16 protein-coding genes and 2 tRNA genes are annotated in these 16,518 nt (G+C 65.2%); 5 read left to right on the top strand and 13 right to left on the bottom strand.

The window, feature by feature from the left end; genetic code table 11:
* The first annotated feature begins 51 nt into the window (after nucleotides 1-51).
* Nucleotides 52-1,980, top strand: a complete 1,929-nt coding sequence (gene pknB, locus PUN71_RS14470; RefSeq protein WP_277798960.1) for a Stk1 family PASTA domain-containing Ser/Thr kinase — start codon at nucleotides 52-54, stop codon at nucleotides 1,978-1,980.
* Between the two features lie 37 nt (nucleotides 1,981-2,017).
* Here pknB and PUN71_RS14465 read toward each other — a convergent pair whose 3' ends face one another.
* From PUN71_RS14465 to PUN71_RS14455, 3 genes are read right to left on the bottom strand one after another with little or no spacing between them, the layout of a single operon-like run.
* The gene (locus PUN71_RS14465) at nucleotides 2,018-2,659 is read right to left on the bottom strand and encodes an aminodeoxychorismate/anthranilate synthase component II (RefSeq protein WP_277798959.1); all 642 of its coding nucleotides are present in this window, start codon (nucleotides 2,657-2,659) and stop codon (nucleotides 2,018-2,020) included.
* Nucleotides 2,656-2,826 carry a hypothetical protein gene (locus tag PUN71_RS14460; protein ID WP_277798958.1) on the bottom strand — a complete coding sequence of 57 codons (171 nt, stop codon included), beginning with the start codon at nucleotides 2,824-2,826 and terminating at the stop codon, nucleotides 2,656-2,658. Before PUN71_RS14460 ends, PUN71_RS14465 begins: the two co-directional genes overlap by 4 nt.
* A 2-nt stretch (nucleotides 2,827-2,828) precedes the next feature.
* Nucleotides 2,829-3,623, bottom strand: a complete 795-nt coding sequence (locus PUN71_RS14455; protein WP_277798957.1) for a class E sortase — start codon at nucleotides 3,621-3,623, stop codon at nucleotides 2,829-2,831.
* Between the two features lie 173 nt (nucleotides 3,624-3,796).
* Here PUN71_RS14455 and PUN71_RS14450 point away from each other — a divergent pair, with 173 nt between their 5' ends.
* Together PUN71_RS14450 and PUN71_RS14445 are read left to right on the top strand one after the other, a co-directional pair.
* Complete coding sequence (locus tag PUN71_RS14450) at nucleotides 3,797-4,048, top strand: cell division protein CrgA (protein WP_043448636.1); 252 nt, start codon at nucleotides 3,797-3,799, stop codon at nucleotides 4,046-4,048.
* 33 nt (nucleotides 4,049-4,081) lie between these two features.
* Nucleotides 4,082-4,687 (top strand): DNA-3-methyladenine glycosylase I, encoded by a 606-nt coding sequence (locus PUN71_RS14445; protein ID WP_277799001.1) that lies wholly within the window; start codon nucleotides 4,082-4,084, stop codon nucleotides 4,685-4,687.
* 211 nt (nucleotides 4,688-4,898) lie between these two features.
* Here the strand turns inward: PUN71_RS14445 and PUN71_RS14440 are convergent, their stop codons facing one another.
* From PUN71_RS14440 to PUN71_RS14430, 3 genes are all read right to left on the bottom strand, one after another.
* The gene (locus PUN71_RS14440; RefSeq protein ID WP_277798956.1) at nucleotides 4,899-5,366 is read right to left on the bottom strand and encodes a carboxymuconolactone decarboxylase family protein; all 468 of its coding nucleotides are present in this window, start codon (nucleotides 5,364-5,366) and stop codon (nucleotides 4,899-4,901) included.
* Nucleotides 5,367-5,900: 534 nt separating this feature from the next.
* A complete protein-coding gene (locus tag PUN71_RS14435) occupies nucleotides 5,901-6,779 on the bottom strand; it encodes a rhomboid family intramembrane serine protease (RefSeq protein ID WP_043448629.1) in 879 nt (292 codons plus the stop codon).
* Nucleotides 6,780-6,788: 9 nt separating this feature from the next.
* Complete coding sequence (locus PUN71_RS14430; RefSeq protein ID WP_277798955.1) at nucleotides 6,789-7,334, bottom strand: peptidylprolyl isomerase; 546 nt, start codon at nucleotides 7,332-7,334, stop codon at nucleotides 6,789-6,791.
* Nucleotides 7,335-7,489: 155 nt separating this feature from the next.
* Here PUN71_RS14430 and PUN71_RS14425 point away from each other — a divergent pair, with 155 nt between their 5' ends.
* A complete protein-coding gene (locus PUN71_RS14425) occupies nucleotides 7,490-8,428 on the top strand; it encodes a hypothetical protein (protein ID WP_277798954.1) in 939 nt (312 codons plus the stop codon).
* 114 nt (nucleotides 8,429-8,542) lie between these two features.
* Nucleotides 8,543-9,421, top strand: coding sequence for a glycosyltransferase family 2 protein (locus PUN71_RS14420; RefSeq protein ID WP_043448620.1), 879 nt, complete (start codon nucleotides 8,543-8,545; stop codon nucleotides 9,419-9,421).
* Between the two features lie 29 nt (nucleotides 9,422-9,450).
* On the opposite strand, the gene PUN71_RS14415 is transcribed toward PUN71_RS14420, so the two are convergent.
* From PUN71_RS14415 to gyrB, 7 genes are all read right to left on the bottom strand, one after another.
* Nucleotides 9,451-10,395, bottom strand: coding sequence for a DMT family transporter (locus PUN71_RS14415; protein WP_277798953.1), 945 nt, complete (start codon nucleotides 10,393-10,395; stop codon nucleotides 9,451-9,453).
* Nucleotides 10,396-10,477: 82 nt separating this feature from the next.
* A tRNA-Ala gene (locus PUN71_RS14410) sits at nucleotides 10,478-10,553 on the bottom strand.
* A 71-nt stretch (nucleotides 10,554-10,624) separates the two neighbouring features.
* Nucleotides 10,625-10,741, bottom strand: coding sequence for a DLW-39 family protein (locus tag PUN71_RS14405; protein ID WP_220034418.1), 117 nt, complete (start codon nucleotides 10,739-10,741; stop codon nucleotides 10,625-10,627).
* A gap of 71 nt (nucleotides 10,742-10,812) precedes the next feature.
* Nucleotides 10,813-10,886: transfer RNA gene (locus PUN71_RS14400), tRNA-Ile, on the bottom strand.
* A gap of 97 nt (nucleotides 10,887-10,983) precedes the next feature.
* Nucleotides 10,984-11,661, bottom strand: a complete 678-nt coding sequence (locus PUN71_RS14395; protein WP_277798952.1) for a DUF3566 domain-containing protein — start codon at nucleotides 11,659-11,661, stop codon at nucleotides 10,984-10,986.
* Nucleotides 11,654-14,332, bottom strand: a complete 2,679-nt coding sequence (gene gyrA, locus PUN71_RS14390) for a DNA gyrase subunit A (RefSeq protein ID WP_043448615.1) — start codon at nucleotides 14,330-14,332, stop codon at nucleotides 11,654-11,656. Before gyrA ends, PUN71_RS14395 begins: the two co-directional genes overlap by 8 nt.
* A gap of 55 nt (nucleotides 14,333-14,387) precedes the next feature.
* Nucleotides 14,388-16,475, bottom strand: a complete 2,088-nt coding sequence (gyrB, locus tag PUN71_RS14385) for a DNA topoisomerase (ATP-hydrolyzing) subunit B (protein WP_043448613.1) — start codon at nucleotides 16,473-16,475, stop codon at nucleotides 14,388-14,390.
* Nucleotides 16,476-16,518 lie beyond the last annotated feature (43 nt).

The following is a 16,518-nucleotide window of genomic DNA, read 5'->3' as shown; positions in this document are numbered from 1 at the left end:
CCAGTGAATGAGTCACCACGCACACCGTTGCACCGGGAGGATAGCCTCCCGGTGGACAACCGGCGCGTCCTGAGCGGCCGGTACGAGCTGGGCAGCCTCATCGGACGTGGCGGCATGGCGGATGTCTACCAGGGGACGGATACCCGCCTGGGCAGGACGGTCGCCATCAAGCTGCTCCGGCCGGACATGGCCAGGGACCCGCAGTTCCAGGCCCGGTTCAAGCGTGAAGCGCAGGCGGTGGCGGCCCTTAACCACCCCTCCATTGTGGCCATCTTCGATACCGGAGAACACCTGGTCCATGACGGCTCCGCCGAGGATGTGCGGGTGCCCTACATTGTGATGGAGTATGTCGAGGGCAAGACCCTGCGCGAACTCATCCGTGCCAAGGACATCACCATCGACCAGGCCATCGACTATTGCCTGGGCGTCCTGGGGGCCCTTGAATACAGCCACAAGGCCGGGATCGTCCACCGGGACATCAAGCCCGCCAACGTCATGTACTGCCAGGGCACCAACAGCGTCAAGGTGATGGACTTCGGAATTGCACGCGCAATTGCCGATTCCTCTGCCACGATGACGCAGACCCAGGCCGTGGTGGGAACAGCCCAGTACCTGTCTCCGGAACAGGCACGCGGGGAAACCGTCGATGCCCGCAGCGACCTCTACTCCGCTGCCTGCCTGCTCTACGAAATGCTGACGGCGCGGCCGCCCTTCATCGGTGACAGCCCGGTGTCCGTGGCCTACCAGCACGTCAGGGAAATTCCGGAGCCGGCCAGCAGCCTCAACCCGCAGGTGTCGCCGGCGCTGGACAGCGTACTGGCCAAGGCCCTGCAAAAGAACCGGGATGACAGGTTCCAGGATGCAGCAGCGTTCCGGCGCGCCCTCAGGGCGGCCAAGGCCGGTGTGCCCGTGCCAGTGGTGGCGGCCTCGGAGGCGCCCACCGATCCGAACGACCACGTGCCCCCGGCATCACCGGCAACCGAGGCGTTCGCCGCAACCGGCGCGGGCTTCCTGGATGACGCCCCCACCGGGCGCCTCGCATCCACCAGCCTCTTCCACGACGGCGGTACGGGCGTTGCGCTGGAACCTGCGGATGAACATGGGAAAGGTGGGTACGGGGCGGACAGCTACGGGACCGGCCCGCTCCCGCTCGGCCTCCCTCCGGAACGGGAGCGGACAAACGGCCAGAAGTCCCGCCGTCGTGCCTGGATTGCCACCCTGGTGATCTTCACCCTGCTGGTCCTGGCGGGCGGCGGCCTGTGGCTGTACCAGACCGTGAACCGCCCCGCGCCGGCCCCGCCCAAAGTGCAGATCCCGGCGGTGGCCTCGATGACGGAGACGGCAGCGCTGCAGGAACTGTACAACGCCGGGCTCCGGCCCAGGATCGCCCGTGCGGCGAATGACACGGTGCCCAAGGGAACGGCCATTGGAACCGATCCGGCCGCGGGCGGTTCATTGGACCCCGGTGCCGAGGTGATCCTCAACGTTTCCGACGGCCCCAGTTCCGTGAAGATCCCGGACAGCCTGCCCGGCAAGACGGAGGCCGCGGCCAGGGACATCCTTCGCCAGGCCGGTCTGGTCGGCGCGCCCTCCACCACCACCGCCAACAGCGCCACGGTACCGGCGGGGATCGTCATCACCTCCACTCCGGCGCCGGGCCAAAGCGTGGCCGTTGGCACCAGCGTGGAGCTGATCGTTTCCACCGGCAAAGTGGCTGTCCCTGAGCTGCGCGGACTCACGCGGGAGGAGGCCGAAGCAGCACTGAAGGAGCTCAGCCTGGTCCCGGCGGTGACGGAAGTGGAGAACTCGCAGGTGGAACCCGGCAGGGTCACGGATCAGGGCGACCCGGTCAACGCCGCGGTGGAGCAGGGCAAGACGGTGGCCATCGTTGTGGCCAAGGCTCCGCCGCCCCCACCGTCCCCTACCGCAACGCCGACGCCGACTGCAACTCCGACGCCGAAGCCCACCAGGAAAGACTGACGGGGCTGGGCCGCCGGGCCACCGGCAACCTCAGGCCCTAGTGCTGGATCAGGGGGCTCAGCTTCGCCGCTTTTGCTGCGGCGCCCTTCATGCCCAACGACTCGAGCCAGTTGCCCAGCATCTGGTAGCCGCCCTCGGTGAGGACCGATTCGGGGTGGAACTGTACGCCGCAGAGCGGGGCAGTGCGGTGCTGCAGGCCCATGATCACGCCGGACGCGGTCTGCGCCGTGACCTCAAGTTCCTCGGGAATCGACTCCCGGACCGCCGCCAGCGAGTGGTACCGGGTGGCCGTGATGGGGGAGGGGAGGCCGGCGAAGACGCTGGTGCCGATGTGCTCCACCTGGGAGGTCTTCCCGTGCATCAGCTCGGGGGCGTGGGTGACCTTGCCGCCGAAGGCCTCCGCCAGCGCCTGGTGCCCCAGGCACACCCCGAACATGGGGACGCTGTTTTCACCGCACCACTTGATCAGTTCGATGCAGACGCCAGCCTCAGCAGGGTTTCCTGGGCCCGGGGAAATCAGGACACCGTCGCGGGTGCCGGCAAGTTCGATCGCCTCGGCCAGGGTGACGTCGTCATTGCGGACAACGGTGGTTTCGGCACCGAGTTCCTGGAGGTAGCCCACCAGGGTGTAGACGAAGCTGTCGTAGTTATCCACTACGAGGATCTTGGTTGTGGTCATGGCTGGTCTGTGGAACCAATCGTCGAGTCGGTGAATTGGGTGAAGTGGGACATCCAGGGGAACAGGAACTGGACCATCAATACCAGGGCAATGAAGATCAATGCCAACGAGATGACGATCCTGAGCCAGAGGGGTCCGGGAAGGTGGCGGAAGATCCAGGCGTACACGGTCAGCTCCTTCCGGTGGCTGCCGCAACCTGCGCCGCGATCTCGGCCGGCGGCCCGGCCGAGGCAGGGCGCCAACTGTCCAGCAGGGCGTAGGCGATGATGCGTTCTTCCGCCCCGAAGCGCGGGTTGCAACTGGTCATGGTCAGGTAGCTCTCGGTGGGCGTGGCGCCGGGCTGTGTGGGGACCGGTTCCAGGACATCGGTGCGGGACGGCATCACGATCTGGTTGTTCCGGAACACGTAGACATAGAAGCCGTCCTTGGTCTGGACGTAGATCTTGTCGCCCGGCACCAGCGTGTGGATGTTGTCCAGGACGGCGCCGTGCGTCTGGCGGTGGCCCGCGACAGCGAAGTTCCCCACTGCCCCCGGCATCGCCGTGTTGGTGTAGTGCCCCAGGCCCAGGGTGTCCAGGACGTCCTGGCTGGTGCCCTGGACGATCGGCCGGGTGTAGGTGGGCCCGAACCGGGGAATGTACATGATGCCGATCGTGCCGGCGTGGCCAGGTGCGGTCCCGACGACGGGCTTGCCGAAATCTTCGCCCGCGGTCGGGGGCGCGGAGGGAACCGTCGCAGCCGGGGCAGGAGCCGCTTTGCCGAGGTCCTGGGCGAACTCCTTGATGACCTGGCTCTGCTTGGCGTCGGACTCGACGTTGGTCCACCAGAGTTGCCAGGCGACAAACAGCAGGAGAATCACGCCGGCGGTAATGAGGAGCTCGCCCAGTACCTGGATGGTGCCGCGCAGCAGGGCACGACGGGGGGCAGGCGCAGTGGCGGGCCCCGCCTTCTCCTGCAATACCACGCGTTCCCCTCCGGGCGTTCGCCCTGGGCACCGGGTGCCCATCAACTGCGGCTAGAATTGGCTGCTAGTAAGAATCCAGATTTGACCAAGATCGCGCAGACCGCTGGAAATTTCCTTCTTGCAGGATACCAAGCCCGGGACGCCGAGCTTGCCCAGTCCGCCAAGGAGAGCCAGTGCCCGAGTCAAAGCCTCGCAAGAAGACTGCCAGCACCGACAAGCCGGCTGCGGCGCAGGCCTACAAGCCCAATCCCGTCTGGTTCAAGCCGGTCATGTTTGGCCTCATGATTATTGGGCTCCTCTGGATCATCACTTTCTACATCAGTGAAGGACGGTTCCCGGTCCAGGCCTGGCAGTCCTGGAACATCGTGGCCGGCTTCGGCATCGCCATCATCGGGTTCCTGATGACCACACGCTGGCGCTCCTAGCGCCCACGGAAACGCTGTTCCAAGGAGAAGCCACTGACTCCCGAGACCGCCGGAGTGATCATCGGCAAGGACGGCCTGGCCAGGCCCGCCTGGGCTGCCACGGATCCGCTCATGCGGAACTATTACGACCACGAATGGGGCCTGCCTGTTACTGACGAGCAGGGACTGTACGAGCGGATCTGCCTGGAAGGTTTCCAGGCCGGTCTTTCCTGGGCCACCATCCTGCGCAAGCGGCCTGCCTTCCGGGATGCCTTCGCCGGTTTCGATCCCGATTCCGTGGCGCTGTTCACGGATGATGACGTCGAACGCCTGATGCTGGATCCCGGAATCGTGCGCAACCGTCTGAAAATAGTTGCCACCATACGGAACGCCAGGGCCACGCTGGAACTGCGGAACGACGGCGGACTGGTGGACTTTGTCTGGGGCTTCCGACCGGCAAGTACCCCGCGGCCCCGGCTGGTCACGGAAATCCCGACACAGTCGGCGGAGTCCATTGCATTGTCCAAGGCGCTGCGCAAACGAGGGTTCTCCTTCGTGGGTCCCACCACCATGTTCGCCCTGATGGAAGCAGTGGGCATTGTGGACACCCACCTGGTGGGAAGCCACCGCCGCGGATCCTCGGGGATCTGGCGGGACTAAGCCCAGCCCGGCAAGTTATCCCCAACTGTTGGCAAGGTTATCCACAGTGTGGAAAATCCTCCCCGGGGGAACGGCCGCACCCCGCCTGCCCTGCCGGGTCACGGCCAGTCAGCTAAACCTGCGGTGCAAATGCCGGTTATTAACAGTGTGGAATACCTGTGGATAACGGGCTCCCGGACGTGGACTGACAGCAGTCGCCGTGGAGGAGGACCTAGGCGCGGTCCCGCCTGACCGGATGGTGGCTGGTGATCGATACCCTGTTGAAGGCGTTCATGGTCACCGCAAGCCAGCTGACGGCCGAAAACTCTTCCGCCGTCAGGCACTCCCGCGCCAGCCCTTCCGCATGGTCCCGGGCCTGCTGCGCCGGAAGTTCGGTGATGCTCTCAGCCAGCGCCAGGGCGGCCCTCTCCTTCTCGGTGAAAAGGGCAGTTTCCCTCCATGCGGGGAGTACCGCCAGCCGCTGGGGGCTTTCCCCCGCCTCGCCGGCACGGCGTACATGGAGGTCCAGGCAGTAGGCACAACCGTTGATTTGGGAGATGCGGACGTTCAGCAGTTCCAGCAGGTTGCGCCCAATGCCGGCCGTTTCCGCAGCTTCCTGCACTTTCAGGCCCAGGCTGCTGATGGCCTTCCACAGGTCCGGGTGCTGTTTGTCCAGGTAAAGGTGCTCGGTGACGCTCACGGGTGTCCCTGTCGGTAGGAGGTTCGGCGGAAAACCATCATAGGCAGGACGAAGCCGGGGCACGGGCTGTTATCCACTTACCAACATCGGAATACCCACAAGTTATCCACAGCTGTGGGTAACCTCGTGGAAATCCGAGGCCACGTGGGGCCTTGGGCCTACTCCCGCGGCGATTTCGGGCGGCCGAACTACAGGTTTGTCACTTATTAACAGTGTTTATAAGCCTGTCGATAACCGGGCAGGCACCTGGGTCAGCGGGGCCGTGGAGCGGTTTTTCGATGCACTTGTCCACAATGTGCGCTGGACCGCGGTGCTTATCCACTTACGCACAGCAATATCCCCACAGGTTATCCACAGCTGTGGAGAAACCGGGCCACCGGTCAAAGCATTGCTGTTCAGGGGGCGGAACGGCGGGCGCTAAGCGATGAACTACAGCTGTGTAAGTTACGCACAGTGTGGATAACACCTGTGGAAAACAAAGCTGCCCCCGGCACCAAGGGTGCCGGGGGCAGCATCAGGGCTGGGAACCAGCGGCTAAAGGGTTACCCTCAGCCAGGTCAGGGCGACCAGCAGCACCACCACGCCGGCCAGGCCCAGGCCCTGGAGAAGGCTTCGGCGGCGGCCGCGCGGCGCATAAGCCAGGACGGCGGCGCAGAGACCGCCGGTGATGAGCCCGCCCAGGTGGGCCTGCCAGGCGATGTGGGGGATCAGGAAGCCGATGACGCCGTTGATGGCGATCAGGATCCACAGTTGGCGGGTATCTCCGCCGCGCTGCCGTTGGACCAGCAGCATGGCACCGAACAGGCCAAAGATTGCCCCCGACGCTCCCACCAGGCCCACGAGGCCCTGTCCGGGCACCAGCAGCGGGTTCAGCAACAGATAGCCCACGGACCCGCCGACAGCGGAGATCAGGTACAGGGCGAGGAACCGGGCGCGGCCCAGCACAGGCTCAAGGGCCTGCCCGAAAATCCACAGCGTGTACATGTTGAGCAGGATGTGCAGCAGCGAGTCCGGGGAATGCAGGAAGGCGGAGGTGAGCATCCGCCACGGCTCAAAGGCACCGTACTGGGGGGCGGCAAAGACGTTGTTATAGGCGAACTGCTTGTAAACCCATTGATCGGGAATCAGCATCTGCAGCGCGTAGACAACCACGCAGGCCGCGATGATCCCGTACGTCACCACAGGTTTGCCGGTGGCAACGGCGCCGCCATAGACGGTCCGTACCTCCGGCGTCGTCCGTTGTACTTCGTTGACGCAGTCAACGCATTGGAATCCGACGGCGGCCGCCCGCTGGCAGTCCGGGCATGCCGGGCGCCCGCAGCGCTGGCAGCGGACGTAGGACGGCCGGTCCGGATGCCGGGGGCAGACCGGGACCTGGGCGGACGGCTCGGCCGACGGAATTCCGTAGCTCATGCTGGAGCGTTACAGCTGTTCGATGTCGATGCTGTTGATGGTGACGTCCTCGACCGGGCGGTCGCCCATGCCGGTGCGGACACCCTCGATCGCGTCAACGACCTTCTTGGATTCCTCGTCAGCCACTTCACCGAAGATGGTGTGCTTGCCCTGGAGCCAGTCCGTGGGAATGGTGGTGATGAAGAACTGTGAACCGTTGGTGCCCTTGCCCATCTGGATGCCGGCGTTGGCCATGGCCAGCTTGTAGGGCTGGTTGAAGTTCAGTTCGGGGTGGATCTCATCGTCGAAGCGGTAGCCGGGGCCACCGGTTCCGCGGCCCAGCGGGTCGCCCGCCTGGATCATGAAGTCCTTGATGATGCGGTGGAAGATGGTTCCGTTGTAGAGCGGCGTGCCGGTCTTCTCCTCGCCGGTCTCCGGGTGCGTCCACGCCTGCTCGCCGGTGGCAAGGCCCGTGAAGTTCTTGACCGTCTTGGGCGCGTGGTTGCCGAAGAGGTTAACCACGATGTCGCCGAGGCTCGTGTGGATGGTTGCTTTTGCAGTTGCGATGGCAGTCATAGGCCCCATTCTCCCATGCCTGCTATGGCCGGCATTGGCTGCGGGCGCAGTTCCGCGCTGGGTGAAATCCCCCTAAAATCCGCAGAGTGAATAGCCCGTGATCATCTGGGCACGTAGGCTAGCGACAGAACCGTCACATTAATCGGGAGGTAGTTGTGAAGAAATCGGATCGTATTGCCCGTGACCTTGAGCAGTCGGTCACCAGTGCGGTGGAAAACGCCAAGGATTGGGCGGCCCCCCGGGTGGAAGCTGCCGTGGACTGGGCGGTTCCCCGCCTCCAGCACAGCCTGGACACCGCATCTCCGAAGATCCAGGAGGGTCTGAAGACCGCGGCCCACAGCCTCGCGGACGGTGTTGCCACGGTCACCCCCCGGATCCAGGACGGCCTGGCCCAGCTGGCCCCCAGGATCAACGACGTCGTGGACAACGCCTCCCCGAAGCTGCACGAAGCCCTGGACAAGGCCACGCCCGTTGTCCTGAACGCCCGTGACCGCGTTGTCGTGGAGTACCTGCCCAAGTTGTCGGACCAGATCGGCGTGGCCTCCGGTGCCGTGCACCGCACGCTGGAAAACACCCCGGCACGGGTGGATGCCGTCGCGCAGAAGCTGGGCGACGTTGGACTCATCCACGCCATCCAGGAACAGGCACAGGCAACCGGCACGCAGTTGAAGGCAGCCGCGGCGGGAGCAAGCCGGGCCGTGGATGCGCAGCTGGCACAGCCGGAGAAGCCGAAGAAGCGTGGCTGGCTGGTCTTCGGTGTGATTGCCGCCGCGGTGGCCGCCGGCGTTGCCGCCTGGAAAGCCTCCAAGCCGGTCGAGGACCCCTGGAAGACCCCCTCACCGGTCACCCCGACTCCTGCCCCCGTTCCGGCAACCACCGTCAGCGACGTCAAGGACAGCACCGCCGACGCCGCCGATAAGGGTGCAGCCGCTGCCGGATCCGCCGCAAGTGCAGCCGCCTCGACGGCCGCGGATGCAGCGGAAGCCGTGAAGGAGACGTCCGCGGACGCCGCTGAGAAGGCAAAGCACGTGGCGGAGGACTCCGCGGAAGGTGCGGACACCGCCAAGGATGAGAAGGGCACCAGCCAGGCCTAGGATTCCACCAGCACAGGGAGGGCCCCGCGGTAGGCGGGGCCCTTTTTTGTGCGCCGTGTTTTGTCCCTGGTACTGCCCGCGGCAGGACAAGGCCCTGATGCTAGATTTGAAGTGATGCCAGCCAACCAATCCTCTGGGGATACTGTGAATGACGCCGCCGCCGTAGAGCTCCGCGTGTCCATCGTGATCCCTGCGTACAACGAGGAGAGCGTCATCCGGCAGTGCCTGATAGCTGCCATCTACCAGTCCGTTCCGGCCCACGAAATCATCGTGGTGGACAACCTCTCCAAAGACCGGACCGCTGACATCGTCCGCCAGATGCAGCTGGAGTATCCGGAGAGCCCCATCATCCTCCTGAGCCAGGACCGGGAGCAGGGATTGATCCCCACCCGCAACTTCGGGCTCAACAGCGCCACCGGGGACATCCTGGGCCGCATCGACGCGGACTCCATCGTGGAACCGGACTGGGTGGAACAGGTGCAAAAGGCCTTTGCGGATCCGGCCGTCCAGGCTGCCACCGGTCCCGTGGTCTACTACGACATGCCGATGCGCCGTTTTGGCCTCAAGGCGGACGACAAGATGCGCCAGCTCATGCTGAAGCTTGCCAAGCACCAGTACCATTTCCTGTTCGGTTCCAACATGGCCCTGCGCGCCTCCGCCTGGGAAACCATCCGCTCAGAGACCTGCCGGGACGAAAAGGACGAGATGCACGAGGACATCGACCTGTCCCTGCACCTGGCCGACCACGAACTTCCCGTGCGCTACTGGCCGCAGATGGTGTCCGGCATGTCGGCACGGCGGCTGGAAGATTCGCCCCGCGACTACCGCTACTACGTGACCCGTTTCGACCGGACCTACAAGGCCCACAACGTACGGAAGATGGCGCTGAAGGCGCCCATGGTGGTTTTCTTCTCGGTGTATTTCCCAGCCAAGCTCCTTCGGGCTATCCATACCGTCAACACGGCACAGCCCGTGCGGCGGGGTGGCCAGTAGGCCAGTCCGTCCCAGGGAGTCCTTCCGGGCTAGTCCGTCCCCAGCTCCGCGAGCCGTTCCGACGGCGGCTCCTCCCCGGGCGGAAGCGTCCGGCTTCCCGTCAGCCTGCGCCCGTTTCTCTGGCCCAGGACCACCACGGCGAGCCCAGCCAGGATGAGGCCGAGTCCCGCGTAGGTTCCGGCCGGCAGGGTCTCGTGCAGGAAGACGGCGGCCAGCAGCGCTGCGCCGGGGATTTCCAGCAGGATGATCATGGACACGATCAGCGGGCTCATGGTGGCCAACAGGTGGTTGAACGCGGTGTGTCCCACGAGTTGGGCGCACACGGTGATCGCAGCGATCCCCAGCCACCCGGCGGGCTCGAACCCGGCCAGCGGCTGGCCGGCAGCTAGGGCCAGCACCGCCACCAGGGCCGCGCACATCCCGTAGCACAGGGTGGTGTAGGTCCCCGTGGTCATGCTTTGCCGCGCCTTCCCACCAGCAAGTGTGTACAACCCCGCCAGTGCGCCGCCGGCCACGGCCAGCAGGTCCCCCGTAAGGGCCCGCGGCGAGGTTCCCATGTCGAATCCGGTGATCGCCACTACGCCGCCGAAGGCGATCCCCAGGCCGGCCAGGACCTGCCAGCGGTGGCGGGTGCCGCGGATGAGCTGGAAAACAGCAATCCAGGCCGACTGCAGGCAAACAAGCGCTGTGGCTGCTGCCACGGAGGTGAGTTGGAGGGAAGTGATAAAGCAGGCGAAGTGCAGGGCAAGCGCGACGGCGGCCAGCAGCGACCAGCGGAATTCCCGACGGGTGATCCTGCGGAATTGGGCCGGGTCCCGGACCAGGGTGGGAGAGGCCATGACCGCGGCGCCGATGGCGTTGCGCCAGAAAGCGATGGCCAGGGCACTGACACTGGTGGCCCCAAGCGTGGCCGCGATCAGCGGCCCGGAAGATGCGACGCCCAGGACCCCCAGGGCCGCGAAGAAGAAGTTCAATCCACACCCCTGATACGGGCCCCCGGCGGAAGAGGCAAACGAAAAGTCCCGGCCAGCACACGTGCTGACCGGGACTCTCTCATGGTGGAGGCACGGGGACTCGAACCCCGAACCCCCTGCTTGCAAAGCAGGTGCGCTACCAATTGCGCCATGCCCCCATAAGAAGCAACCCGTCCATCATACCCTAGAACCAGGGAGCCTTTGACCGGCTCCCGGCGCGGGCCCCGGGCTAGTCCACCTTGTCGGTTGACTTGCTCCAGACTGTCTTCCGGGCTTCGGATTCCTGTGCTTTGCGGTAGACCAGGACGCTTGCGATTGCCGCTGCCAATACAAGCAACTTCTTCACATGCTCCCCGTTCCGATCCGGCGGCGGGTGAAACCGTACCGAACCTCCGTTTGAAACCTGCACAGGTTCCGTGGGCGTACCAGGACTTGAACCTGGGACCTCTTCGTTATCAGCGAAGCGCTCTAACCGCCTGAGCTATACGCCCCGATCCCTCATCGGGCCGAGACATGACTTTACAGCACACCCCGGCCCGATCTCAAATCGGGCGTTTCCGCCGGCCCGGGGCCGGCGGAAACGGCCTCCTAATCGTCGGTGAGGGTAACGCCAATGCCGCCCACGAGGGTGGCAGAGATGTTGTAGAGGACTGCCGAGAGCATGGAGAGGGCCGTCAGCAGGACCACGTTGACCACGGCGATGATGGTGGCGAAGGAGGCCACCTGTCCCAGCGACGCCACCTTCTTCAGTTCAAAGCCGCCGCTTTCAGAACCGGCCAGCGTTCCGAGCAGGCTGTCCACCTGGTCGAAGATGCCGGTCAGGTCGAGGACGGTCCACAGGACAATGGCCGCCACCACCGTGACGATGCCCAGCGCAACGGAGAGCAGGAATGCCATCTTCAGGACGGACCAGGGGTCCACCTTGCTGATCAGCAGCCGGGCACGCCGGACTTTGGCCTTGGGTGCGGGCTTCACCAGCCCGGGACCGCCCTGGCCGGGGCCCTGCGTCGGACGCTGGCCCGCCGGACCCGGGCGCTGCCCCGGCTGGCCGGGCTGGCCCTGGAGCGGCCGCTGGCCGGGCTGCGCCGGGCGGTCACCCTGCTGCGGACGCTGGCCGGGAACGGCAGGACGCTGTCCCGGCGCGCCGGGAGGAGCCGCCGGGCGCTGCTGCGGACGTACGGGGGCGTTCACGCGGGGTGCCGCTGAAGGCCGGTTCCCGTCGGGAACAGTACTGTTCGGCTTGGGAAATGAGTCGGAATTACTCACTCGTTACCTCCGTGTTGTCTTCGTTCGGCTCAGCGTCGCCCGAGGCGTCCTCTGACTCAACGGCCGGTGATTCTTCTGCCAATGCTGGCACGGCGGATTCCCCAGCGGTCCCGCCATCTCCAGCCAACGTTACGTCATCGCCGGCGGATTCCTCGTCCTCGAGACCGCGTTCGCTGTTGCGCGCCACCTCGATGATCCGGTCATTCTTGTCCGGCTTGGCGAAGATGACGCCCATGGTGTCACGGCCCTTCGCCGGCACCCCGGCAACGGAGGAGCGGACAACCTTGCCGCCCTCCATGACCACCAGGACTTCGTCCTCTTCCTGGACAATAAGGGCACCCACAAGGTGGCCGCGCTCCTCCTGGTACTTGCCCACCTTGATGCCAAGGCCGCCGCGGCCCTGCAGGCGGTACTCCTCCACCGCCGTGCGCTTGGCGTAGCCGCCCTCGGTCACGATGAACACGAACGAACCATCCGTGACCACGTCAGCGGCCAGCAGTTCGTCGTCTTCGCGGAACTTCATGCCGGTGACACCGGAGGTGGCCCGGCCCATGGGGCGCAGCGCGTCATCGGTGGCCGTGAAGCGGATCGACTGGCCCTTCCGGGATACCAGGAAGAGGTCGTCGGATTCCGAGACGAGCTGGGCGGAGACCAGTTCATCGCCGTCGCGCAGGTTGATGGCGATCACGCCGGCGGAGCGGTTGGTGTCGTAATCCTCCAGCCTGGTCTTCTTGACCAGTCCCCTCTTGGTGGCCAGCACCAGGTACGGGGCCTGCTGGTAGTCCCTCAGGTCCAGGACCTGGGCAATGTGTTCATCGGGCTGGAATGCCAGCAGGTTGGCGACGTGTTGTCCCTTGGCGTCGCGGCCTGCCTCCATCAGCTCGTAGGCCTTGGCCCGGTAGACGCGTCCCAGGTTGGTGAAGAACAACAGCCAGTGGTGCGTGGTGGTCACGAAGAAGTGCTCCACCACGTCGTCGCCGCGCAGCTGGGCACCCTTGATGCCCTTGCCGCCGCGCTGCTGTGACCGGTAGTTGTCGCTGCGGGTGCGCTTGACGTAGCCGCCGCGGGTGATGGTGACCACCATCTCCTCTTCGGGGATGAGGTCTTCCATGGACATGTCGCCGTCGTAGCCCATAAGGATGCGGGTGCGCCGGTCGTCGCCGTGCTTTTCCACGATCTCGCCCAGCTCGGAGCTGATGATTCCGCGCTGGCGCTCCTCGGAGCCGAGGATTTCCTTGTATTCGGTGATCAGGGCTTCGAGTTCTGCGTGCTTTTCCTGGATCCGCTGGCGTTCCAGCGCGGCCAGGCGGCGCAGCTGCATGTCGAGGATGGCCCGTGCCTGGATTTCATCGATATCCAGCAGTTCCATCAGCCCGTCGCGCGCGGCCTCGGTGGTGCTGGAGGCCCGGATGAGCGCGATGACCTCGTCCAGCATGTCCAGGGCCTTCAGGAGGGCCCGCAGGATGTGGGCTTCTTCCTCGGCCTTGCGCAGGCGGTACCGGGTGCGGCGGGCGATGACGTCCATCTGGTGCGTCACCCAGTGGCGGATAAAGGCGTCCAGGCTCAGCGTCCGGGGCACACCGTCCACGATGGCCAGCATGTTCGCCGAGAAGTTGCTCTGCAGTTCGGTGTGCTTGTAGAGGTTGTTGAGGACCACCTTCGGGACGGCATCGCGCTTGAGCACGATGACCAGTCGCTGGCCCGTGCGGCCTGAGGTCTCGTCGCGGAGATCGGCGATGCCCTGGATCTTGCCGTCCTTGACCAGTTCGGCGATCTTGATGGCCAGGTTGTCCGGGTTGGCCTGGTACGGAAGCTCCGTGACCACCAGGCAGGTGCGGCCCTGCAGCTCCTCCACGGCAACCACTGCGCGCATGGTGACGGACCCGCGGCCGGTCCGGTAGGCGTCCTCGATGCCCTTGTGGCCCAGGATGGTGGCACCGGTGGGGAAATCGGGTCCCTTGATCCGCACCAGCAGTTCCTCGAGCAGTTCCTCGCGGCTGGCGCCCGGGTTGGCCAGGTACCACTGGACGCCGTCGGCCACTTCCCGCAGGTTGTGCGGCGGGATGTTGGTGGCCATGCCCACGGCGATGCCGGAGGAGCCGTTGACCAGCAGGTTGGGGAACCGGGACGGCAGGATGGTGGGTTCCTGGTTCTTGCCGTCGTAGTTGTCCTGGAAATCGACTGTTTCCTCGTCGATGTCGCGGACCATTTCCATGGCCAGGGGGGCCATCTTGGTTTCGGTGTACCGGGGCGCAGCCGCGCCGTCGTTGCCCGGTGAACCGAAGTTGCCCTGGCCGAGCGCCAGGGGGTAGCGCATGGTCCAGTCCTGGATCAGGCGCACCAGGGCGTCGTAGATCGCGGTATCGCCGTGCGGATGGTACTGGCCCATGACCTCGCCCACCACGCGGGCACACTTGTTGAAGGAACGGTCGGGGCGGTAGCCGCCGTCGAACATCGCGTACAGCACCCGGCGGTGGACGGGCTTGAGGCCGTCCCGGACGTCGGGGAGGGCGCGGCCGACGATGACGGCCATGGCGTAGTCCAGGTAGGAGCGCTGCATTTCCGTTTGCAGGTCCACTTGTTCGACGCGGTCGATCAGCACATCGCCCTCAAGAACGATGTCCGGAGTTCCTTCCTCAGGAGCGGAATTCTCGGGTGTTTCGTCGCTCATTCTTTATTTTCCGTTTCAGGTATATGTCTGGTTCCGAATACTTTGGAGCGGGTCCTTAGATGTCCAGGAACCTGACGTCCTTGGCGTTCTGCTGGATGAAGTTGCGGCGTGACTCAACGTCCTCGCCCATCAGGACGGAGAAGATCTGATCGGCGGCCAGGGCATCGTCCATCGTGACCTGCAGCAGGGTGCGGCGGTCCGGATCCATGGTGGTGTCCCACAGTTCCGTGTAGTCCATTTCGCCCAGGCCCTTGTAGCGCTGGATGCCGTTGTCCTTCGGGATACGACGGCCGGCGGCCTGGCCTGCCACGAGCTTGGCATCGCGTTCGCGGTCGCTGTAGACGTAGTCGTGCGGAGCGTTCGACCATTTGATGCGGTACAGCGGCGGCTGTGCGAGGTAGACGTAGCCGTTCTCAATGAGCGGCCGCATGTAGCGGAACAGCAGGGTCATCAGCAGCGTGGTGATGTGCTGGCCGTCCACGTCGGCGTCTGCCATGAGGACAATCTTGTGGTAGCGCAGCTTGGCCAGGTCAAAATCTTCGCCGATGCCGGTTCCGAAGGCCGTGATCATGGACTGGACTTCCGCGTTCCCCAGGGCCTTGTCCAGGCGGGCGCGCTCCACGTTCAGGATTTTCCCGCGCAGGGGCAGGATGGCCTGCGTCTCCGGGTTGCGGCCGCGTTTGGCGGAACCACCGGCGGAGTCACCCTCCACGATGTAGACCTCGCACTTTTCCGGGTTCTTCGATGAGCAGTCGGAAAGCTTTCCGGGCATGCCGAAGGACTCCAGCGGGCTCTTGCGCCGGGCGTTGTCGCGGGCTTTGCGCGCAGCCATCCTGGCCTGCGCGGCCGAGATCGCCTTGCGGATCACGTCCCGGGCGGGCCCGGGGTTGCGCTCAAGCCAGTCACCCAGACCGTCCGTGACCACCCGCTGGACGAAGCCCTTCACCTCGGAGTTGCCGAGTTTGGTCTTGGTCTGGCCTTCGAACTGTGGCTCGGCGAGCTTGACGGAGATGACGGCCGTCAGGCCCTCGCGGATGTCGTCACCCGTGAGGTTGTCGTCCTTCTCCTTGATGATGCCTTTCTCCCGGGCGTACCGGTTGATAAGGGACGTCAGGGCAGCGCGGAAACCTTCTTCGTGGGTGCCGCCCTCGTGGGTGTTGATGGTGTTGGCGTAGGTGTGCACGCTCTCGGAGTAGGCGCTGGTCCACTGCATGGCCATTTCCAGCGCGATGCGCCGCTCCGTGTCCTCGGTTTCGAAGGCGATGACGTCCTCGTGGACCACCTCCACCTTCTTGCCCGAGTTCAGGTGCTTGACGTAGTCCAGCAGGCCTTCGTCGTACTGGTACACCACGGTGCGGTGTTCGGCGCTGACTTCGCCCTCGGTGCTGAGGTCGTCGAGGTCCAGGTCGCCGTCGTTGTTGTCAACAGCTGCCTCACGCTCGTCGGTCAGGGTGATGCGCAGGCCCTTGTTCAGGAACGCCATCTGCTGGAAGCGGGCACGCAGCGTTTCGAAGTCGAACTCGGTGGTTTCGAAGATCGCCGGATCCGGGTAGAAGGTCTGGCTGGTGCCGGTGGCATCCGTCTCCTCGCCCTTAACCAGGCTGCCCTGCGGCTTGCCGCCGTCGGCAAAGGACATCCGCCAGACATGGCCCTGCCGGCGCACTTCCGTGTCCACGCGGCTGGACAGGGCGTTGACCACTGAGATGCCCACACCGTGCAGGCCGCCGGACACGGCGTAACCGCCGCCGCCGAACTTGCCGCCGGCGTGCAGGATGGTCATGACTACTTCGACCGTGGGCTTGTGTTCGGTGGGGTGCATGTCCACCGGGATGCCGCGGCCGTCGTCCACCACTTTGACGCCGCCGTCGGCCTGCAGGACTACTTCGATGTGGCTGCAGTAGCCCGCCAGTGCCTCATCCACCGAGTTGTCCACCACTTCGTAGACCAGGTGGTGCAGACCGCGGGGGCCAGTGGAACCGATGTACATGCCGGGGCGCTTGCGGACAGCTTCAAGGCCTTCAAGGACGGTGATGTCGCTGGCGCCGTATTCGCGGGGGGTGACGGCCTCGGCGGGGGTATCAGGGGTGGGGCCATCCTCGACTGCGTTTTCTGCTGCCAGAATATCTGTATTGTCGTTAGCCACAGGCGCTGTCGACTCCTCTGTTCTCGATGGTGGCCGGCCGGTT

It is taken from the genome of Arthrobacter sp. NQ7 (assembly GCF_029581595.2).
Taxonomy (GTDB): domain Bacteria; phylum Actinomycetota; class Actinomycetes; order Actinomycetales; family Micrococcaceae; genus Arthrobacter; species Arthrobacter phenanthrenivorans_B.
The sequence above is the reverse complement of the archived record's forward strand: the minus strand, read 5'-3'. Positions and strand labels throughout refer to the sequence as shown.

Bases quoted from the DNA above. Each gene is read 5' to 3' on its own strand.
- PUN71_RS14465 (WP_277798959.1), bottom strand. From the start codon at position 2,659: ATGACCACAACCAAGATCCTCGTAGTGGATAACTACGACAGCTTCGTC.
- PUN71_RS14435 (WP_043448629.1), bottom strand. From the start codon at position 6,779: ATGAGCTACGGAATTCCGTCGGCCGAGCCGTCCGCCCAGGTCCCGGTC.
- PUN71_RS14430 (WP_277798955.1), bottom strand. From the start codon at position 7,334: ATGACTGCCATCGCAACTGCAAAAGCAACCATCCACACGAGCCTCGGC.
- PUN71_RS14420 (WP_043448620.1), top strand. From the start codon at position 8,543: ATGCCAGCCAACCAATCCTCTGGGGATACTGTGAATGACGCCGCCGCC.
- gyrA (WP_043448615.1), bottom strand. From the start codon at position 14,332: ATGAGCGACGAAACACCCGAGAATTCCGCTCCTGAGGAAGGAACTCCG.